This window comes from Stenotrophomonas sp. 1278, assembly GCF_029892765.1.
In the GTDB taxonomy this organism is placed as follows: domain Bacteria; phylum Pseudomonadota; class Gammaproteobacteria; order Xanthomonadales; family Xanthomonadaceae; genus Stenotrophomonas; species Stenotrophomonas indicatrix.
In genome coordinates this window covers 118,603-136,380 of record NZ_JARXWD010000006.1, presented here as the reverse complement: position 1 = coordinate 136,380, position 17,778 = coordinate 118,603, and the positions used below count along the sequence as shown (strand labels likewise).

The window sequence follows — 17,778 nt, the reverse complement described above, 5'->3', positions numbered from 1 at the left end:
GACGCTGATTCCTGCCTGGCCGGTTCAGGCCCGCAGGCCAATGTGGAAGCGTCAGAACGCGCTGGGGCGTGGCCCGGGCAACGGCTCGTCCACCAACGGCTTCAGTTCGGCATCCAGCGCCACCCGTTCGTCGAACACGAAACAACGACCTTCGTAGCCCTCACCGCCGACTTCCTCGAAGTAGCCGAGGATGCCCCCATCGAGCTGCAGCACGTTGTCCATGCCGTCGTTGAGCATCCACAGCGCCGCCTTCTCGCAGCGGATGCCACCGGTGCAGAAACTGACCACGGTGCTGTCCTTCAGCGCTTCACGATGGGGCGCCAGCGCCTGGGGCAGATCGGTGAACTTGTGGATGGGCAGTACCAGCGCATCCTTGAAGGTGCCGTACTCGATCTCCTGCAGGTTGCGCGTATCGAGCATCACCACGCGCTTGCCAGCATCATCATGCCCCTGCCGCAGCCAACGCTGCACGGTGGCAGGATCGATGGCCGGCGCGCGCGGGTAGTCCAGCGGTTGGCCATCGTCACGACGGAAGCTGATGATCTCGTCCTTGACCTTGGCCTTCAGCCGCGCGAACGGCTGGTGCTCGCTGAAGCTGGTCTTGACCCGCATATCGGCGAAGCGCGCATCAGCACGCAGTTCCGCGTAGAAGCCATCGATCGCGGACGGCGCACCCGCCAGGAACAGGTTCAGCCCCTCGCCCGCCACCAGGATCGTCCCCTGCAGGCCGGACGCCTCGGCACGCGCCTGCAGCTGGTCGCACAGGGCCTGGGGGGCGTCGATGACGGCGAAATGATAGGCAGCGGTATTGGCGATCATCCCGCCATTTTAGCGCCTCCCGGCCCCGTCGACAGATTCACGGGGCGGAGCCCGTTGCGCAGCAGAGGGGTCGACCCAGCAGATCACGGGAAACTGTCAGAGGCGGGGCGGTGTGGGCAGGCGGGGGCGCAGAGCGCCATGGATGGCGCTCTACGAGGCACGCAAGAGCAGCTTTTGCCGTCCCCCGCCTGCCCACACCGCCCCGCCCACCACGGAACGCCCGCTGTTGCTGTTGCTGTTGCTATTGCCTCTGCGGGTGCCGGGTGCAACCCGGCCGGCCCCCTACCCCCGCAGCAGCATGAACGGCAGCAGCACCAGTGCCGCCGCCACCGCCATGCCCAGCAGCACCAGCACCACGAACACAGGGCGGCGGCGCAACAGGCTGCCAAAGGTCTCGGCAGTGCCGTCGCGCAGGGCCTGTTCGCGCTCGGCACGGACCCGCACGCCACGGGCCGCCTGGTAGTCGGCCATCAGCGCCTTGGCACGCGGCTGGTCGGCATCCTCGCGCAGCCACAGGCCACCATTGGAGATGCCCCACGGACTGGGTTCGGTGCGGTACCAGGCGATGCCGTGCTGGTCCAGCAGCGTGCAGACATCGGCATATTCGTCGTTGCCGACATTGCGCAGATTGAGCAGGAGTTTTGCCATGCCACCATGATACCCGGCGCCGATGCGCTAACCTTGCCGCCCTCGACTCATCGCCCCTGGAGACGCCTGATGCGCCGCCTGCTGCTTCCCCTGCTGCTGTCCCTCGCCGCCGTTGGTTGCTCGTCGGAGCCGTCCGGCCCGCCGCCGGGAGGCACCATTGCCACGTTCGAGCGCATCGACACCCAGCTGGGCAGTGGTGCCGAGGCCGTGCCGGGCAAGAAGGTCAGCGTGCATTACACCGGCTGGATCTACGACGAGCGCGCCGACAACAAGCACGGCAAGACCTTCGACAGTTCGGTCGAGCGCGGCGAGCCGTTCACCTTCACACTGGGCGCAGGCCAGGTCATCCGCGGTTGGGATGAAGGCGTCGCCGGCATGAAGGTCGGCGGCAAGCGCACGCTGATGATTCCGCCGGAATTCGGCTATGGCGACCGCCAGGTCGGCCCGATTCCGGCAGGTTCGTCGCTGGTGTTCGACGTCGAGCTGCTCAATGTCCAACAGTGACGTCCGCCCGTCGCGCCGCATCGCCATCATCGGCGGCGGCCCGGCCGGGTTGTTTGCCGCCGAGCGGCTGCGCGCGGCAGGCCTGGATGTCGATCTGTACGAGGCCAAGGGCTCGCCGGGCCGCAAATTCCTGATCGCCGGCAAGGGTGGGCTCAACCTCACCCATTCCGACCCACGTCCACTGTTCGACAGCCGCTACCGCGAGCAGGCAACCCGCGTCGGCCGCTGGCTGGATGGTTTCGACGCGCAGGCGTTGCGCGACTGGGCCGCTGGCTTCGGCGTGGAGACCTACGTCGGCAGTTCCGGCCGGGTGTTCCCGGTCGACCGCAAGGCGGCACCGTTGCTGCGCGGCTGGGTCCGCCGGCTGAAGGAACAGGGCGTGCGCTTGCACGTCAACCATCGCTGGCTGGGCTGGAGCGACGACGGCGCACTGCGTTTTGCCACCGACAACGGCGAACTGGAGGTGCGCGCCGATGCGACCGTACTGGCACTGGGCGGCGGAAGCTGGCCACAGCTGGGCAGTGACGGTGCATGGGTTCCGACGTTGCAGGCCCGCGCCGTGGACATCGCGCCGCTGCAATCGGCCAACTGTGGATTCGATATTGCGTGGACACCGTTCTTCGCGCAGCGCCATGCGGGCGCACCACTGAAGCCGGTCGTCGCACATTGGCATGGCCTCGACGGTGAGCCGCACACCCTGCAAGGGGAGTGCGTGGCCAGCGAGTACGGGATCGAAGGCAGCCTGATCTACGCCCTGTCGGCCGATCTGCGCGAAACCCTCAACCGCGACGGCCACGCCACGCTGTGGCTGGACCTGGTTCCGGGCCGCGACGAGGCACGGCTGCTGGCCGACCTTTCGCAGCCGCGCAAGGGGCGAAGCTTCGGCGAGCACCTGCGTCGCCAGGCTGGACTGGACGCAGTGAAGACCGCACTGGTGTTCGAAACACTGGGCAAGGATGCCGGCAACGATCTGGCCGCGGTGATCGCCACGTTGAAGCGCCTGCCACTGCGCCTGCTGCGCCCGCGGCCGATGGCCGAGGTGATCAGCACCGCCGGCGGCGTGCGCCTGGACGCGCTGGACGAGGGCCTGATGCTGCGTGCCTTGCCCGGCGTGTTCTGCGCCGGAGAGATGCTGGACTGGGAAGCACCGACCGGCGGCTACCTGTTGACGGCGTGCTATGCCAGCGGGCTGCGTGCGGCAGAGGGCGTGACCGCGTGGTTGGCCACGCGTTGATCAACGCGCGATAGCGCCGGAAATTTCACCCCGGCCGGCGCATCTTCACCGACGCCAATGCCACGCCACTGGGATGCGGATACAGTTCCTCGCGCTCGGCGACGAAGCCCTGCCGCTGGTAGAACGGCACGGCGTTGAGCGAGGCCGACAGCACCACCTCCCGCGTCGGGTCGGCCAGGGCCAGCAACCGCTGCATCAGCGCCTGGCCGATACCCTGCCCGCCCCGATCCGGATCAACGAACAGCGCATCGATCTCGTTGCCCTCGGTATCGAACACACCGAACCCCAGCACATTGCCCCGGTCATCCTCGGCTACGACGCAGCCGCCCTGCCCCAGCAGCCGCGAATACTGCACCGGCGGCGGCGATGCCGACCAGGGTGCAATCACCTCCGGCGGATAGTGGCTGCTGCACAGCTCACGCACGCAGCGCGTTCGCAGGGCCCACAGCGTGCCCACATCATCGTCGGTACCCGTCCTGAACTGCATGCAGCCTCCTTGCATGGATGGTTTTCGTGCAATCGAGCATGGGCTGGGTCCTGCAACGCGGGTCATCGCGACTTGCTGGCCCGCAGCGCTTGGATCTTCGGTGGCGGCTGGAACGAATCGCTGCGTGCGTCCGCCCAGAACGAATGGAACACCGCGTGGTCGGGCACCTTGTGCAGCAGCTCGCCCGGTTCCAGGTAGCGATACAGCGAGGCCAGCGAACGGATCTCGACCGGCGACACCCGACGCAGAATGTGTTCCGGGCCGAGCTCGGCCGGATCGTTCAAGCCCGCCGCGCACAGCAACTCCTTCAGCGCGTGCAGGGTGTGCTCGTGGAAGCTGTACACGCGCGTGGCCTTGTCCGGTGCATCCAGATGCTTCCAGCGTGCCGGATCCTGGGTCGCGATGCCGGTCGGGCACTTGTCGGTATGGCAGCTGAGCGACTGGATGCAGCCCAGCGCGAACATGAAACCGCGCCCGGCATTGCACCAGTCGGCGCCCATCGCAATGGTGCGGGCGATATCGAACGCGCTGGTGATCTTGCCGGCAGCGCCGATACGGATGTGCTCGCGCAGGTCCAGGCCGACCAGGGTGTTGTGCACCAGCAGCAACGCTTCGTGCATCGGCACCCCCACGTGATCGACGAATTCGGCCGGTGCCGCGCCGGTACCGCCTTCGGCGCCATCGACGACGATGAAATCAGGCAGCAGACCGGTCTCGTGCATCGCCTTGGCAATGCCGAACCATTCCCACGGGTGGCCGATGGCCAGCTTGAAACCAACCGGCTTGCCACCGGACAGTTCACGCAGGCGGGCGACGAACTGCAGCAGTTCAACCGGGGTGGAGAAGGCCGAATGGCGCGATGGCGACACGCAGTCCACGCCCATCGGCACGCCACGCGTCACCGAGATCTCGGCGGTCACCTTCGGCGCCGGCAGCACCCCGCCATGGCCAGGCTTGGCACCCTGGGACAGCTTGATCTCGATCATCTTCACCTGATCGTGGTTGGCATTGGCAACGAAGCGTTCCTCGCTGAAGCCGCCCTTCTCGTCACGGCACCCGAAGTAGCCCGAGCCGATCTCCCAGACCAGGTCACCGCCCATCTCACGGTGATACGGCGAAATCGAGCCTTCGCCGGTATCGTGGTAGAACCCCCCCAGGCGTGCGCCTTCGTTCAATGCGCGGATCGCATTGGCCGACAGCGAACCGAAACTCATCGCCGAGATGTTGAACACGCTGGCCGAATAGGGCTTGGCACAGTTCGGACCGATCAGCACGCGGAAATCATGCTTGGCGATGGTGGTCGGCGCCAGCGAATGGTTGATCCATTCGTAGTCCACCGCATATGTGCTGCGCAGGGTACCGAAGGGCACCGTGTCCATCTGGTTCTTGGCGCGCTGGTAGATCAGCGCACGCTGCTGCCGCGAGAACGGCACATCCTCCAGATCGCTCTGCACGAAGTATTGGCGGATCTCCGGGCCGATCGATTCCAGGCCATAACGGAAGTGCGCCATCACCGGATAGTTGCGGCGCAGGGTGCTGCGCTTCTGCAGCAGGTCCCAGGTCCCCAGCGCCACCATCGCAGCTGTAATGCCGACGCCCCAGTACCAGGCCGGCCAGATCGTGGCCAGCCACAGGCAGATCGGAAACATCAGGATGGCGAGCAGGTAGACGATATACCGGTGCATGGCGTTCCTCGGTTGCAACTGCCCCGAGTCTACCGCGCAAGCACCTACAGGCGATCGTCGACCACGCTGCGCGGCCAGGCGGACTTCACGTCATAGACCAGCCCACCGGGCGCCAACAGGCTGCGGATATGGGCATCGTCCATCGCCTTGAAGCTCTCATGCGCCACCGCCAGCACCACCGCGTCGTAGCTGCCGGGCACCGGATCGGCCAGCCAGTTCACGCCCTCGTCCGCCATGGCAGCTGGCCCCACCCACGGATCGCTGACGTCCACCTGCGCGCCGCTGCCGGCCAGCCGCTGGGCCAGTTCCAGCGCGCGGCTGTTGCGCAGGTCCGGGCAGTCCTCCTTGAAGGTCACGCCCAGCACCAGGATGCGCGAGTGCGCTGGCATGCGGCCACGCTCGGCGAGCATCGCCAGCACGCGTTTGGCCACATGTTCGCCCACCCGGTTGTTGACCTGCCGGGCGGTGTGGATGAGGTCGGGGTGGTAGCCCATGCTTTCGGACTTGTGCAGCAGGTAGTACGGGTCCACGCCGATGCAGTGGCCTCCCACCAGCCCCGGCCGGAACGGCAGGAAGTTCCATTTGCTGCCTGCGGCGTCGAGCACATCCTGGGTGTCGATGCCGAGGCGATCGAAGATCAGGGCCAACTCGTTGACCAGCGCGATGTTGACGTCGCGCTGGATGTTCTCCACCACCTTGGCCGCTTCGGCGACCCGCATCGACGGCACCGGGAACGTACCGGCGGTGATGATCCGCTGGTACAGGCCATCGACCACCGCAGCCACGTCCGGCGTTGAACCGGAGGTGATCTTGCGGATGTCGGCCAAGCGCCGCTGGCGGTCACCCGGGCTGACCCGCTCGGGACTGTAGCCGCAGTAGAAATCCTCGTTGAAGCGCAGCCCCGAGCCCTGTTCCAGCAGCGGCACGCAGACTTCTTCGGTGGTACCCGGGTAGACGGTGGATTCGTAGATCACCAGATCACCGGCGCGCAGATGGCTGGCGATCAGTCGCGTCGCCGAGCGCAAAGGCTCCAGATCAGGCTGCTCGTAGGCATCGATCGGCGTGGGCACGGTGACAATGTAGACGTTGCAGGCGTCGAGCTGCGCCGGATCGCTGCTGTAACGCAGCAGCGACGCGCTGGCCAGTTCGTCCGGCTCCATTTCCAGCGTATGGTCCTGCCCACCGGCCAGTTCGGCGATGCGCGCAGCATCGATGTCGTACCCCAGGGTAGGCAGCTGGCGGCCGAACGCCACTGCCAACGGCAGCCCGACATATCCCAGGCCGATGATGGCCGGGGACGGGCTCTGTGCTGCGCCGATCGGCGCACTCATGCGCGGCGTCCAACAGGCGGCGATGGTGTCCACTGGGTCATGCGAGGATCCGGGAGCAGGCAAACGTGCCGACAAGGTTAACCGCGGCAGCGGCGCCAGACCACGCCCGGATCAGGATCCGAGGCTGACGGCAGCCGGCTCGAGTTCGCCGTGCCGCCCCGTCCAGGCCCGCAACAACAGGCAGAAGCCATGCTCCGGAGGCTCCTGCCCCAGGCTGAAACCATGCCACGGGGCCGCCACGATGCTGCCCAGCGTCGCCGCATCCACGTGCCGGTTGGCCATCGTCCAGCGCGGGAACCAGCGGCTCGGGATCGGGCCTGCGGCAAGCTGGATGATGCTGCCGTGGCGACGCGCGTTGCCGATCCGCGCATGCACCGAAGCCAGCCCATCCCGTGGGCCTTCGATGTACTGCAGGAAACGGCTGCCATCGAACATCAGCGCCCCGGTCACCCCGGCCATGCGGTTGAACGCGGTCGCATCGGCCAGCAATGCATCGAGCTCGGGCACCTCCAGTCCCTCCCTGGCCGTGCTGACATAGGCGTACGCATGCAACGGCATGTCCATCACTCCCCTCCTGAGTGCAGAGGAATATGACAGGAAGCACGAGGACTTCAAGCGTTGGTTATTCCGGCGGCGACTCGACCTGATAGCCGCGTTGCATCAGCGCATCCAGATAGCCTTCGCCCAGCAGCAGGCTGACCGGCACCGTCGCGAAGGTGCCTGGATGACGGCTCAGCGCCGCATCCACGCCCTGCAGCCAGCGCGTGCGTACCTGCTGCGGCATATCGCTCCAGCCGCGCCGGCGCACGAAGGCCGAATCCTGCAGCAGTTCGCGGCAGGTCTGGGCCATCGCCGAACCCGACAGCCGGCGCAGTGCCGCGACATCCCCCAGCGCCCAGGCGTTGGCGCGCTCGCGCAGCACCGGCGCCTGGAATTCCACCGTGTCGAGCGTGCGTTCGAAACACGCGCGGTCATCGACTTCGGTGGCCTGCAACTCCTTCAACGTGCCACGGATGTCGTCGACCTTCAGCTTGACCTGCACGTCTTCCGGCTTCAGATCGTGCGCCTTGTACGCGCGCCCGAGTGCTTCCTTGACCTGCTTGCCATCGCGCAGGCCGTTGCGCTTGAGGAAAGCCTGGTACAAGCGGCCGGAGGCCACCAGCGGACGGTCCTTTTCCACGCCACGGTCATTGCCCAGGTAGGTCTGTTTCAGGCCGAGCCAGCGCGCGTGCGTTGCCGGCGGCAGGATCTGGTCAAGCGTGCGCCCCTGCGGATCGCGCGCGGTCTTCAATGCCAGTGGCAGCAGGGTCAGACCCTTGAACACGCCGATCTTCGCATCGAGGGCGAAACCCGGATCGCCCAGCACATGGTCGACGCTGGCAATGGTCCGCTCGACTTCGTCGGAGCGCCATTGCACACCGCTCGGCAACGGCGAGACCGTGCCCAGGATCCACAGCACATTCCCCTGTGGAGCGGTGACCTTCCAGAGGCCGGGGCCGGGTTGTTCGCCGGTCACCTGCACCGTCGCCATGTCCACCACCGCCCCGGTGGGCGCAGGCACCTGCTGCGCGGCGACCGGGCCTATCGCCAGCATCAGCCCCAGCACGGCACTGCATCCGATCCATCGCCTGCCACATGCACGCATATCGCCATTCCCGGGAACGTTGGCGGACTGTACCCAGCGCCGCGCCCGGTTGCGTAAAAGCCGTGTTAGCCGGCGGCAGTGCCGGCGATTCCGTTACAATCGGCGCGCGCTGCAGGCCCGGATGGCGAAACTGGTAGACGCATCGGACTTAAAATCCGCCGGGGGCAACCCCATGCCGGTTCGATTCCGGCTCCGGGCACCACCCAATCAAGCATCGACGCCCCCGCAATGGGCCAACGCACCGCTGGTTCAACAGCAGCCCGTTGAAAGGGATGCGGCCATTCGGCTGACGTTGCTGCGATCAAGACGGCTCCAAGCCGGCATGGCAGAATCGAACGCCCCGCCCCGGCCGCCGAACCGCGCACAAGGAGATCAGCCATGAAGTGGATAGGGATCGCGTCATCGCTGGCGCTGGTCGCGATGCTCGCCCAGGCCACCGCACCGGCATCGGCGCAGAGTCGTTCGGACAGTCATCGCAACCTCGACGGAAGCCTGGATATCCGCAACAGTGACGGATCGTCCAGCCGCATCAAGCGCGACCTGTCCGGCCGGGTGACCGCCGAGCACAGCAACGGCAGCCGTTCGACCACCACCACCGATCTGAGTGGCCGCAAGCGCACCACCCACAGCGATGGCAGCTACTCCAACAGCAGCACTGACCTGAGCGGCAACATCCGCACCCAGTACAGTGACGGCAGCTACTCGATCAGCAAGCGTGACCTGAGCGGCAGGTGGCGCACCGAGTACAGCGACGGCTCCTACTCCACCAGCGTGCGCGATCTGAGCGGCAACTGGAGCACCACCTCCAGTGGTGGCATGGCCGCGCGCCATCCCGAACGCGGCGTCGGCAAGCGCTGAGGCCCGCGCTCAGATCGCCCGCGAGTAACGCGGCTGCTCCTGCGCAGCGCGCAGATAGGGATCGAAGCACATCGCCAGCAGGCGCAGCAACGGCCGCCCGGGCTCGCTGGCACGCACCACGCCATCGCGGTACTCGGCCAGGCCATCCTGCTGCAGGCGCTGCACGGCCTGCAGGTCTTCGGCGAAGTAGGTCTCGAAATCAATGCCGTGGCGCTGGGCCAGTGACATTCCATCCACCTCACCCTGGCACATCAACTGCTGGATCAGCTCGGCGCGCAGCTGGTCGTCGGCACTGAGTGCGACGCCGCGCCAGACCGGCAACTGTCCCTGGTCCACCGCGCTCTCCCACGACGGCAGGTCACGCGGATTCTGGCTGTAGGTGGCACCGATGTGACTGATCGCACTTACGCCAAGGCCGAGCAGATCGGTGTCTGCGTGGGTGGTGTAGCCCATGAAGTTGCGATGCAGCTGGCCGGCGCGCTGGGCACGCGACAGATCTTCTTCCGGCAATGCGAAGTGGTCCATGCCGATGTACTGGTAGCCGGCTGCGGACAGGCGCTCCACCGCCAGGCCCAGCAGCGCCAGCTTGTCTTCCGGCGAAGGCATCCGGCTTTCGTCGATCTGTCGCTGCGCGCGGAACAGGTGAGGCAGATGCGCATAGCCATACACCGCCAGTCGATCCGGACGCAGCGCCAGCACCAGTTCCAGGGTGCGGCCGAAGCCCTGCAGACTCTGCCCTGGCAGGCCGTAGATCAGATCGACGTTGATCGAACGCATGCCGCTGTCGCGGCACGCACGCAGGATATCCAGCGTCTGCCGTACGCCCTGCACCCGGTTGATCGATTCCTGCACCTGCGGGTCGAAATCCTGCACGCCCAGGCTGGCGCGGTTGAAGCCCAGCCGGGCCAGCATCGCCACATCGCTGGTGTCGATGAAACGCGGGTCCAGTTCGATGGAAAAATCACGCTGCGACGAACCGCTGAAATCGAAGCGGCGGCGCAGGCCCTCGACCAGTGCGGTCATCGCATCGGCATCGAGGAAATTCGGCGTACCACCGCCGAGGTGCAGCTGGATCACTTCACGACCATCGGCGAACTGCGGTGCCAGCAGGTCCGCCTCGGCCAGCACGCGTGACACGTAACTGTGGCCACGCCCGCGGTCGCGGGTGATCACCCGGTTGCAGCCACAGTAGAAGCAGGGGCTGGAGCAGAATGGCACGTGGACGTACAACGACAACGCGCGCGCCAACGGGTTGCTGTCGGCGATCGCCTGGCGCAGCGCGGGTGCATCGAAGCCGTCATGGAAGTGCGGCGCGGTGGGATAGGAGGTGTAGCGCGGGCCGGGACGGTCATGCCGTCGCAGCAGATCGGGATCGAAGGTCCAGGCCAGGCCACCGGCAGCGGGAGAGAACGTGTCCATGGCGCCAGCATCGCCCTAAGCCTGCCGGTGCGCCTTGACCCAGATCAATCCTTGGTGGGCACGCCCAGCACCGGCAGCATGACCTGCGGCCAGCGCAGCATCTGGTAGCGGCGCCAGAAGGTGTCGGCGATGCGGGCGGCCACATCGTCGGCCAGCGCCTGCATGGGCGGGTTGTTGCATTCGGCCGTGGTGATGTGGAACAGCACCAGCCAGCGGTCGAACAGATCCTTTTCCAGATCGATGGCCATGTGCTTGGACATCGGCGAGCCCTTGAACCTGCGGGTCCCGCGCAGCATCGCCGACCAGAAATCGACGAGCTGGGCCAGGTGTTCCGGCCAGTCGCGCACATGCCCTTCGAATACCGGCCCCAGACGCTCCTCTTCACGCACGCGCGCATAGAAATCGTGGACCAACCGGGTCACTTCCTCCTCGCTGCACAACTCTGGCGAAGCAATGGGAAGGGCAGTCGTGGGCGTTGCGTTCATCAGGGCACCAAGTGCGGATCGGCAGTGTGCCGCATGCCGCCACCACCGCTGTTGATCCAGATCAATGTCAGCGCACTGCGGCGCACCTAGGCTGGCACGCTTGCAGGAAGCATGCCCTGCGGATGCTGCGCCAACCACGGCGAAGTATACGCGCCGCCCTCTTCTTCAACCCGAACCCGCATGAACACACCGACTTCCAGCCGCCAGCGGCGTATCCAGCATTGGGGTGCAGTCCTGTGGCCCAGCTTCATCGCCGCCGGCCTGGCCTGCGTGGTGTTCTTCGCCTTCGTCGATCCACTGCGGCTGCAGGCGATCAGCTTCCCGGGTACGGCCATCAGCCGTGAGCTGGGCTACACCGCAGGTTTCTTCATGTTCTGGGCGGTCACCGCACTTTCCAGCGCGGTGACCGGCTACCTGCTGCGGCCGATGCCGAACGAAGAGGATGAGGAGCTGCCACTGGGATGAGCATCACCGCATCCTCGCCCCTGCGCGTATGGCGTTGGCGCCGCACCCTGGGCATCGCGTTGCTGGTCCTGTTCCATGCGCTACCGTGGCTGCAGTGGGATGGACGCCAGGCCCTGCTGCTGGACCTCAACGCGCGCCGCTTCGACCTGTTCGCCTGGACCCTGTGGCCGGATGACATCGGTGTGTTGCTGGGGCTGCTGGCGGTGATGGCGGTGGGTCTGGCCCTGCTCACCCACTTGGCTGGTCGCGTGTGGTGTGGACATGCCTGCCCGCAGACGCTGTGGACACGAGCGTTCGACGGAATCGCGCAGGCATTGGCCCGCGTGATGCCGGCGAAGCTGGCGCGGCCGGCCACCCAGCTGGCCTGGTTGCTGCTGTCGCTGTGGACCGGTATCACGTTCGTCGGGCTGTTCAGCCCGATCCGCGAACTGGTCACCGGCGCGTTCGATGGCGCATGGAGTGGCTGGGAGACCTTCTGGGTGCTGTTCTATGCCGGCGCCACGTGGGGCAATGCCGGGTTCCTGCGCGAGCAGGTGTGCCGATCACTTTGTCCGTTCGCGCGCATGCAGCCGTTGCTGACCGACCCGCACACCCCGCGCATGTTGTATGACCCGCGCCGCGGCGAGCCGCGCGGCGCCCGCCCGCCGGCATTGGGCGGCGTGCTCGGCCGCGGTCGCGGCCTGCTCGACCCCACCACCGCGCAGGACTATGTCTTCCGTGCCGCGCATCCGCTGCTGGCCGGACCGATGCCCACCTTCAGCGCGGATCGGCTGGGCGACTGCCTCGATTGCATGGCCTGCGTGCGCGCGTGCCCGATGCAGCTGGACATCCGCCATGGCCCACAGGCCGACTGCCTGGCCTGCGGTGCCTGCCTGGAAGCGTGCACGCAGCAGCAGCATCAGGCCGGTTTCGGCCCAAGCCTGGTGCGCTACTGCAGCCCGCAGGTGATGGCAGGCCAGCCGCGCCGGTGGTGGCGCCCCCGCACCACGGCCCTGGCTTCGTTGCTGCTGGCGCTGCTGGTGTGCGGCGCTTGGCGCCTGCTCTGAATCAGCCCGGGTCGCCCGGGCGCGGCGGTACCAGCTGGGCGCGGCGGACGATGCCCAGTTGTTCGATGATCAGCGCCATTTCATTGGTGACATCGGTTCGCCCGGTCCCCTGCGGAACCAGACGATCAAGCACCTGCTGGTAGGTATCCCAGAACGCCGGGCCGCATCCGTGTTTGTGATAACTGGCTTCCAGTTCGCGGCGTACCCGTTCAGCCAAGCCATGCATGCCGTATTCCATACGACCTCCGTTGGACTTGTTCTGCATCGTTGACGGTCGACCGATTCACTTGCGAGCTACTGAAAGACTCCCGGCCTTCACAGCCGGTTGATGCCAATTAGTCATAGATTTCACGACACGTCAATTACAGGCCGCGACTTTCGCGATTGAAATTATTAATCGTTCATGAAAGGCCGTAGCGACCGGGATCCGAAACGTCCGTGCCGATGTCGACAAAGTCAGCCGGCGAACCCGGGTAGCCATCACAGATCGGACCATCGCTGGGGATACGTCGATCGATTCTGTCTATGTTGCTAAGCATACTTAGCAAATCGATCTTGGCGGCCTGTCTGCGACAACCCTCGACGCATCTCATTCGGTTTCGTCGTGCGAGTCATCATCCATCGGGAACAACGCAGGGTATCGCTGCTGCAGGATGTAGCGCCTCAGCGGCGGGATGGGAAAGCCTCTGGGCCATTGCGAGACAGCGGATCTGCTGATTCCAAACAACCTGGCGAGCTCTGCGTCGGTGGAAAAGCCCAGCCGCGTGCGGACCTGCCGCTTGCTCCAGAATTCGTCCATTTTCGATCCCTTTCATCATCAAACTTATTCTTGCGCCAAGGCCTCTTTCGCTTCCACGCGTTAAGCTGGCTTGCATAGATGAATACTCTTGGACAACGACTCGCGGTCGCCATGAAGGACGCCGGGCATGCACGCCCGGCCGACCTGGCGCGTGCCGCCGAAACGACGACGGCAACGGTCAGCAACTGGCTCAACGACCACGTCAAGGCCAACCACGTGAAAGCCGAACAGCTGTTCCGCATTGCCGATGCGGTGAAGCTGGACCCACGGGAGCTGCTGTTCGGCCCGCTGGGACGGGGAGTCGGCGAGCGCGGCACGGCCTACATGCACATGCCCAGCGAAGCCCATCTGGATGTCTGGCAAGCGGCCTATGAGCTGGTCGCCCACATCCTTGACGAGCGCGGACTTGAGGTGGGCTACCGTCGCGAGGCCACGCTGGGGTTGATGGCCCATGACCTGCTGATGGAGGGCGTCAGCCGCGGCAAGGTCGCACGCGTGGTGATGACTGCCCTGCCCTGACCCATCGCGGGCTGGTAGCATGGCCGTCGATGGGGATGGGGCTCCCCCGATAACCGCCTGAGATGGCTGATGGCTCCTGCTGAGACGAACCCGGCGTTCGTCGATGGCAGGCCGTGCCCGCCATTGCGTCCGCCGTCGAACCTGCGAACACGCACTCGAGGCAAGCAATGCAGACGTTCAACAACTATGTGCTGGTATTCCTGGGCGGCGGTGTCGGCGCCTGCCTGCGCCATGCCTGCAATCTGATCGGCGCCCGCGTGGCCGCCGGCAGCACCTGGCCCTGGTCGACGTTCCTGGTCAACATCAGCGGCGCCGTGCTGATGGGCGTGGTGGTGGAGGCGTTTGCGCTGCGCAATGGCGCGTCGCCGCAACTGCGCCTGCTGCTGGCCACCGGCATTCTTGGTGGCTACACCACGTTCTCCACCTTCTCGCTGGAAACCGGCCTGCTGCTGCAGCGGGGCCAGCATGGCTTGGCCGCACTGTACGCCGGCGGCTCGGTAGCCCTGGGCCTGGCCGGGCTGTTCGCCGGCATGAAGCTGACCCGGCTCGCGCTGGGGTAACAGTCAGCCGGCAGCAGCGCGCGCCTGTCCGCGCCACTGCCGTGGCGATTGCCCGGTGTGCGCCTTGAACGCCCGCGACAACGCGGCCTCGCTGCCATAGCCAACCTCGTCGGCGATCCGTTTCAACGGTCGCCCCTGCCGCAACGCCTGCTGCGCCAGGCCTACCCGCCAGCCCTGCAGATACTGCCCGGGCGTGGTTCCCATGGCCTCGCGGAAACTGGCAGCGAACACGCTGCGCGACATGCCTGCAACGTCGGCCAGATCTTCCAGCGTCCAGGCCTGGGCGGGTGCCTCGTGCATGGCCACCAGCGCCAACCGCAGCCGTGGATGGCCAAGCCCGGCGAACAGGCCGCCGCGCATCTCGCCCCCCTCCATCAACTGCCGCAGCACCTGGATCATCACCACCTCGAACAGGCGGTTGACCATCACCGTGCGACCGCAGCGCTGCTCGAATGCCTCCTCGAACAACAGCTCCAGGGCGGCATGGCCGCCATACAGTTCGGCCAACGGCAGGCAGATGAAATCGGGCAGCGCGGCACTGATGGGGTTGAGCCTGCCGCCCTCGAAATGAAGGTTGGCGCAGGCCATGTCGGCGCCGTGCTGGGGATCGGTGTGGAAACGATGCGGCAGCGGGCGCGGATACAGCAGCAGGCTGGGAACGTCGACTTGCACCGTCTGCGTGCCATGACTGACCTGCAACGGACCGCGCCGCACCAGGTGCAGCTGGCCGGCCTCGCCCTCTCCATCGAGACTGTTGATGCCACACAGCGCGCCGGCCTGGAACACCGAGGCGGTGACCGCGAAGCGTTCGAGCAGGATGGCGAGGCGATCGACCATGGCGGGACCCAAGATCAAATGGAAGGGAGCAGATACAGCAGATCGTATCGAATTCGATTGCATTGCGTCAGGGGCTAGCCACCGTGCAGGGGCAGCGCTATACAGGCGGCACCTTCCGCGCAGACCACACCGGCCAGGGCAAAGACCATGATGCGAACCTTCCACCGGCTGGTCCTGGCACTGGTCCTGCTGCTTCCGCACGTGTCGCAGGCCGCCGCGCCGCCCGCCCCGCCACGCACCTCCAGCGGTGAACTACAGGGCGCGCGCTGGCGCCTGGACGTGCCCGCCGGCTGGAACGGCGAACTGGTGATGCTGGCGCATGGCTATGAACCGGTCGGCGTGCCGCAGCCATCACCGATGCCGGCCAACGACAGCACCGCCAGCCTGCTTGCAGCGGGCTATGCCGTGGCGCAGAGCGCCTATGCCAGCCAGGGCTGGGCGGTGGCAGATGCGATCGTGGACGTGGAACGCCTGCGCGCCCACGCCGTGTCCGAATTGAAGGACGTGCGTCGCACCTTGATTCTCGGCTTTTCGATGGGCGGTGCGGTGGCCATCGCCACCCTCGAACGCCTGCCTCGGCACTACGCCGGTGGCGTGTCGCTTTGCGGGGCCAACCTGCCTGGCGAACAACTGGCCAATGACCTGCTGACCACCCTGGTGGCGTTCGACTATTTCGTCCCCGAGCCCAAGGGACTGCCTCGGCAGGGCTTGGCATCGGCGGAAGCTGCGGCACTGCCGCAGATGGAGCTCTATCAAGGCATCGCCGCCGCGCTTCAGACCCGGCCGGCCGTGGCTGCGCAACTGGCTGCACGGCTGCAGGTAAGCGTGGAGGCATTGCCGGGCACGATCAGCCTGCACGCGATGATCCTGCACGAACTGGCCACGCGCGCTGGCGGCATGCCGGTCGGCAACGTTACGACCGTCTACCGCGGATTCGGTGACGACAAGGCGTTCAACGCGGGCGTGCAGCGGCTGGCACCTGCTGCGCCGGCACAGCGATACGTGCGCGAAAAGCTGGCGTTGACCGGCGCGCTCAAGCGACCGCTGGTGATCCAGTTCAACAACAACGACCCGAGCATCGTGCCGCGCATGCAGGCGGTGTATCCGCAGCTGGCCGAGCACGCTGGCGCCACGCCATTGCCGCGCGTACTGCCTGCAGTGGGTGAAGGCCACTGCGGCTTTGCGGATTCACAGGTGGTCGAGGCGTTGAAGGCAGCCGCGGCTCCCTTCTGAGCAGCCGACCGCATCAGTGGCCGAGCGTACCCATGGTAAAGGTATAGCCGGAGCGCATGAGGAAGTCGCGCATGCGCAGTTCGGCGCGGCGCGGAGACGGAAGATCCGGCGGGCCATACAGGGCATAGACCACGCCAGCGCCCTCGATACTCTCCCGGCGCACATCACAATGACGGCTCTCCGAGGCGACGACCCAGCCATCCTTCAGTTGATCGGGGCCGATGGACTGCCCGTTCTTCAGCCGGAAAGTAAGCCAGCGCACATCTGCGGTTGACCTGCTCATTGCCGACCAGCCGCATCGTGCATGCGGCCCCTCATGTCCTTGCCTGCCATTGCTGCTCCCGAAGACCAGGACTCCGACCATACCCCGTCGCAATGTCGTGGCCGGCTGAGACTGCCGGCGGCGCGCGGCGGGCTTCAGGCGCGTACGTCGAACAGCCTGCGAAATGCCTCCTGCCCGGCAGGTGTGACCTGCAGGTCGCGCCGCCCCGCGAGGCGACGCAGCCAGTGGTTCTGCAGGAAACTCTCCAGCAGTGCTTCACCCACCATGCCTGCAATGTGCGGGCGCCGCTCGGTGCAGTCCAGGCAGCCGCGGCAGTATCGCGCGGGCGTCACCTGTGGCGATCGCGCGATCAACGCTTCCAGCGGATGACCCACCGCGCGCAGGACGTCAGCGCCATGAGCCGTCATCTGCCAGTGGTCTGCCGCCGCGGTAATCGCTCCGGTGCTCAGCAGGTGGTCGCAGATGGCGACGGCGTATTCACCCGCCAGGTGCCGGTAGCAGGTGCGCGCCCTACGGAAGCCGGCATCGACCCGTACGTTTCGTGGAGAAAGCGGTGGCCGTTGATCGCTGAAACGCAGGATGCCTTCCAGCATGTCGGCGACCTCGGTCGAGGCAATCCGGTGATAGCGGTGGCGTCCCTGCACCTCCACGGCCAGGATGCCGCCGTCGAGCAACCGCCGTAGATGACTGCTTGCCGTCTGCGGCGAGATGCCAGCCACGCCGGCCAGCTCGGACGCCGTGTGCGCCCGGCCATCCATCAACGTCAACAGCATGGCCGCGCGTGCATGGTCACCGACCAGCGTGCCGACATGGATGAAGGAGCGGGACGTCTGGACCATGGCCGCATTGTGGCATGCCGCTTTCCGCGCATCCTTCGACCCGGATCGAAGCATGCGCGCCCCTGCCCAGTGCACAGTCATC

22 protein-coding genes, 1 tRNA gene and 1 riboswitch are annotated in these 17,778 nt (G+C 66.3%); of the genes, 9 read left to right on the top strand and 14 right to left on the bottom strand.

Features of this window, described 5'->3' with window-relative positions:
• Positions 1-51 precede the first annotated feature (51 nt).
• Together M2299_RS08430 and M2299_RS08425 are read right to left on the bottom strand one after the other, a co-directional pair.
• Entirely contained in the window at positions 52-819 is a 768-nt protein-coding gene (locus tag M2299_RS08430; RefSeq protein ID WP_280884193.1) for a sulfurtransferase, read from the bottom strand.
• A gap of 282 nt (positions 820-1,101) precedes the next feature.
• Complete coding sequence (locus tag M2299_RS08425; protein WP_032976499.1) at positions 1,102-1,467, bottom strand: DUF6164 family protein; 366 nt, start codon at positions 1,465-1,467, stop codon at positions 1,102-1,104.
• A gap of 69 nt (positions 1,468-1,536) precedes the next feature.
• Here M2299_RS08425 and M2299_RS08420 point away from each other — a divergent pair, with 69 nt between their 5' ends.
• Positions 1,537-1,971 (top strand): FKBP-type peptidyl-prolyl cis-trans isomerase, encoded by a 435-nt coding sequence (locus tag M2299_RS08420; protein WP_280884192.1) that lies wholly within the window; start codon positions 1,537-1,539, stop codon positions 1,969-1,971.
• Positions 1,958-3,205, top strand: coding sequence for a TIGR03862 family flavoprotein (locus M2299_RS08415; RefSeq protein WP_099842244.1), 1,248 nt, complete (start codon positions 1,958-1,960; stop codon positions 3,203-3,205). The genes M2299_RS08420 and M2299_RS08415 overlap by 14 nt, the downstream gene beginning before the upstream one ends.
• Positions 3,206-3,230: 25 nt before the next feature.
• On the opposite strand, the gene M2299_RS08410 is transcribed toward M2299_RS08415, so the two are convergent.
• The 5 genes from M2299_RS08410 to M2299_RS08390 form a co-directional block, all read right to left on the bottom strand.
• Entirely contained in the window at positions 3,231-3,692 is a 462-nt protein-coding gene (locus tag M2299_RS08410; protein ID WP_025878881.1) for a GNAT family N-acetyltransferase, read from the bottom strand.
• A gap of 62 nt (positions 3,693-3,754) precedes the next feature.
• Positions 3,755-5,377 carry an FMN-binding glutamate synthase family protein gene (locus M2299_RS08405; protein ID WP_025878880.1) on the bottom strand — a complete coding sequence of 541 codons (1,623 nt, stop codon included), beginning with the start codon at positions 5,375-5,377 and terminating at the stop codon, positions 3,755-3,757.
• Between the two features lie 44 nt (positions 5,378-5,421).
• Positions 5,422-6,708 carry a nucleotide sugar dehydrogenase gene (locus tag M2299_RS08400; protein ID WP_280884191.1) on the bottom strand — a complete coding sequence of 429 codons (1,287 nt, stop codon included), beginning with the start codon at positions 6,706-6,708 and terminating at the stop codon, positions 5,422-5,424.
• 111 nt (positions 6,709-6,819) lie between these two features.
• A complete protein-coding gene (locus M2299_RS08395) occupies positions 6,820-7,272 on the bottom strand; it encodes a BLUF domain-containing protein (protein ID WP_280884190.1) in 453 nt (150 codons plus the stop codon).
• A 58-nt stretch (positions 7,273-7,330) separates the two neighbouring features.
• Positions 7,331-8,302 carry a TraB/GumN family protein gene (locus M2299_RS08390; RefSeq protein ID WP_280884189.1) on the bottom strand — a complete coding sequence of 324 codons (972 nt, stop codon included), beginning with the start codon at positions 8,300-8,302 and terminating at the stop codon, positions 7,331-7,333.
• A 166-nt stretch (positions 8,303-8,468) separates the two neighbouring features.
• Between M2299_RS08390 and M2299_RS08385 the strand changes: the two genes are divergently transcribed.
• Together M2299_RS08385 and M2299_RS08380 are read left to right on the top strand one after the other, a co-directional pair.
• Positions 8,469-8,555: transfer RNA gene (locus M2299_RS08385), tRNA-Leu, on the top strand.
• Between the two features lie 176 nt (positions 8,556-8,731).
• A complete protein-coding gene (locus tag M2299_RS08380) occupies positions 8,732-9,211 on the top strand; it encodes a hypothetical protein (protein ID WP_099783529.1) in 480 nt (159 codons plus the stop codon).
• Positions 9,212-9,220: 9 nt separating this feature from the next.
• Here M2299_RS08380 and hemN read toward each other — a convergent pair whose 3' ends face one another.
• Together hemN and M2299_RS08370 are read right to left on the bottom strand one after the other, a co-directional pair.
• Entirely contained in the window at positions 9,221-10,630 is a 1,410-nt protein-coding gene (gene hemN, locus M2299_RS08375; RefSeq protein ID WP_099842240.1) for an oxygen-independent coproporphyrinogen III oxidase, read from the bottom strand.
• Between the two features lie 44 nt (positions 10,631-10,674).
• Positions 10,675-11,115, bottom strand: a complete 441-nt coding sequence (locus M2299_RS08370) for a group III truncated hemoglobin (protein WP_032976493.1) — start codon at positions 11,113-11,115, stop codon at positions 10,675-10,677.
• A gap of 180 nt (positions 11,116-11,295) precedes the next feature.
• On the opposite strand from M2299_RS08370, the gene M2299_RS08365 reads away from it, so the two are divergent.
• Together M2299_RS08365 and M2299_RS08360 are read left to right on the top strand one after the other, a co-directional pair.
• Entirely contained in the window at positions 11,296-11,580 is a 285-nt protein-coding gene (locus tag M2299_RS08365) for a hypothetical protein (RefSeq protein ID WP_032976492.1), read from the top strand.
• A complete protein-coding gene (locus M2299_RS08360; RefSeq protein ID WP_280884188.1) occupies positions 11,577-12,626 on the top strand; it encodes a 4Fe-4S dicluster domain-containing protein in 1,050 nt (349 codons plus the stop codon). The genes M2299_RS08365 and M2299_RS08360 overlap by 4 nt, the downstream gene beginning before the upstream one ends.
• 1 nt (position 12,627) lies before the next feature.
• Here M2299_RS08360 and M2299_RS08355 read toward each other — a convergent pair whose 3' ends face one another.
• Both M2299_RS08355 and M2299_RS08350 read right to left on the bottom strand, forming a co-directional pair.
• The gene (locus tag M2299_RS08355; protein ID WP_025875165.1) at positions 12,628-12,864 is read right to left on the bottom strand and encodes a hypothetical protein; all 237 of its coding nucleotides are present in this window, start codon (positions 12,862-12,864) and stop codon (positions 12,628-12,630) included.
• Positions 12,865-13,215: 351 nt separating this feature from the next.
• Complete coding sequence (locus M2299_RS08350) at positions 13,216-13,425, bottom strand: hypothetical protein (protein WP_140226491.1); 210 nt, start codon at positions 13,423-13,425, stop codon at positions 13,216-13,218.
• A 78-nt stretch (positions 13,426-13,503) separates the two neighbouring features.
• Here M2299_RS08350 and M2299_RS08345 point away from each other — a divergent pair, with 78 nt between their 5' ends.
• Both M2299_RS08345 and crcB read left to right on the top strand, forming a co-directional pair.
• Positions 13,504-13,944, top strand: a complete 441-nt coding sequence (locus M2299_RS08345) for a helix-turn-helix domain-containing protein (RefSeq protein WP_223485056.1) — start codon at positions 13,504-13,506, stop codon at positions 13,942-13,944.
• 22 nt (positions 13,945-13,966) lie between these two features.
• Positions 13,967-14,030: riboswitch (Fluoride riboswitch) on the top strand.
• Between the two features lie 81 nt (positions 14,031-14,111).
• Positions 14,112-14,504: a fluoride efflux transporter CrcB gene (crcB, locus tag M2299_RS08340; RefSeq protein ID WP_025875171.1), complete on the top strand. Its 393-nt coding sequence runs from the start codon at positions 14,112-14,114 to the stop codon at positions 14,502-14,504.
• A 3-nt stretch (positions 14,505-14,507) separates the two neighbouring features.
• Here the strand turns inward: crcB and M2299_RS08335 are convergent, their stop codons facing one another.
• Positions 14,508-15,341 (bottom strand): AraC family transcriptional regulator, encoded by an 834-nt coding sequence (locus M2299_RS08335; RefSeq protein WP_280884187.1) that lies wholly within the window; start codon positions 15,339-15,341, stop codon positions 14,508-14,510.
• Positions 15,342-15,491: 150 nt separating this feature from the next.
• Here M2299_RS08335 and M2299_RS08330 point away from each other — a divergent pair, with 150 nt between their 5' ends.
• Entirely contained in the window at positions 15,492-16,574 is a 1,083-nt protein-coding gene (locus M2299_RS08330) for a hypothetical protein (protein WP_280884214.1), read from the top strand.
• Positions 16,575-16,587: 13 nt separating this feature from the next.
• Here the strand turns inward: M2299_RS08330 and M2299_RS08325 are convergent, their stop codons facing one another.
• A complete protein-coding gene (locus M2299_RS08325) occupies positions 16,588-16,857 on the bottom strand; it encodes a hypothetical protein (protein WP_025875177.1) in 270 nt (89 codons plus the stop codon).
• 134 nt (positions 16,858-16,991) lie between these two features.
• Positions 16,992-17,777, bottom strand: coding sequence for a winged helix-turn-helix domain-containing protein (locus tag M2299_RS08320; protein ID WP_280884186.1), 786 nt, complete (start codon positions 17,775-17,777; stop codon positions 16,992-16,994).
• Position 17,778: the final 1 nt, after the last annotated feature.

Bases quoted from the DNA above. Each gene is read 5' to 3' on its own strand.
- M2299_RS08325 (WP_025875177.1), bottom strand. From the start codon at position 16,857: ATGAGCAGGTCAACCGCAGATGTGCGCTGGCTTACTTTCCGGCTGAAG.
- M2299_RS08350 (WP_140226491.1), bottom strand. From the start codon at position 13,425: ATGGACGAATTCTGGAGCAAGCGGCAGGTCCGCACGCGGCTGGGCTTT.
- M2299_RS08370 (WP_032976493.1), bottom strand. From the start codon at position 11,115: ATGAACGCAACGCCCACGACTGCCCTTCCCATTGCTTCGCCAGAGTTG.
- M2299_RS08335 (WP_280884187.1), bottom strand. From the start codon at position 15,341: ATGGTCGATCGCCTCGCCATCCTGCTCGAACGCTTCGCGGTCACCGCC.
- M2299_RS08425 (WP_032976499.1), bottom strand. From the start codon at position 1,467: ATGGCAAAACTCCTGCTCAATCTGCGCAATGTCGGCAACGACGAATAT.
- hemN (WP_099842240.1), bottom strand. From the start codon at position 10,630: ATGGACACGTTCTCTCCCGCTGCCGGTGGCCTGGCCTGGACCTTCGAT.
- M2299_RS08395 (WP_280884190.1), bottom strand. From the start codon at position 7,272: ATGGACATGCCGTTGCATGCGTACGCCTATGTCAGCACGGCCAGGGAG.
- M2299_RS08405 (WP_025878880.1), bottom strand. From the start codon at position 5,377: ATGCACCGGTATATCGTCTACCTGCTCGCCATCCTGATGTTTCCGATC.
- M2299_RS08330 (WP_280884214.1), top strand. From the start codon at position 15,492: ATGCGAACCTTCCACCGGCTGGTCCTGGCACTGGTCCTGCTGCTTCCG.
- crcB (WP_025875171.1), top strand. From the start codon at position 14,112: ATGCAGACGTTCAACAACTATGTGCTGGTATTCCTGGGCGGCGGTGTC.
- M2299_RS08320 (WP_280884186.1), bottom strand. From the start codon at position 17,777: ATGACTGTGCACTGGGCAGGGGCGCGCATGCTTCGATCCGGGTCGAAG.
- M2299_RS08430 (WP_280884193.1), bottom strand. From the start codon at position 819: ATGATCGCCAATACCGCTGCCTATCATTTCGCCGTCATCGACGCCCCC.
- M2299_RS08360 (WP_280884188.1), top strand. From the start codon at position 11,577: ATGAGCATCACCGCATCCTCGCCCCTGCGCGTATGGCGTTGGCGCCGC.
- M2299_RS08365 (WP_032976492.1), top strand. From the start codon at position 11,296: ATGAACACACCGACTTCCAGCCGCCAGCGGCGTATCCAGCATTGGGGT.
- M2299_RS08345 (WP_223485056.1), top strand. From the start codon at position 13,504: ATGAATACTCTTGGACAACGACTCGCGGTCGCCATGAAGGACGCCGGG.
- M2299_RS08410 (WP_025878881.1), bottom strand. From the start codon at position 3,692: ATGCAGTTCAGGACGGGTACCGACGATGATGTGGGCACGCTGTGGGCC.
- M2299_RS08420 (WP_280884192.1), top strand. From the start codon at position 1,537: ATGCGCCGCCTGCTGCTTCCCCTGCTGCTGTCCCTCGCCGCCGTTGGT.
- M2299_RS08400 (WP_280884191.1), bottom strand. From the start codon at position 6,708: ATGAGTGCGCCGATCGGCGCAGCACAGAGCCCGTCCCCGGCCATCATC.
- M2299_RS08355 (WP_025875165.1), bottom strand. From the start codon at position 12,864: ATGGAATACGGCATGCATGGCTTGGCTGAACGGGTACGCCGCGAACTG.
- M2299_RS08415 (WP_099842244.1), top strand. From the start codon at position 1,958: ATGTCCAACAGTGACGTCCGCCCGTCGCGCCGCATCGCCATCATCGGC.
- M2299_RS08390 (WP_280884189.1), bottom strand. From the start codon at position 8,302: ATGCTGGCGATAGGCCCGGTCGCCGCGCAGCAGGTGCCTGCGCCCACC.
- M2299_RS08380 (WP_099783529.1), top strand. From the start codon at position 8,732: ATGAAGTGGATAGGGATCGCGTCATCGCTGGCGCTGGTCGCGATGCTC.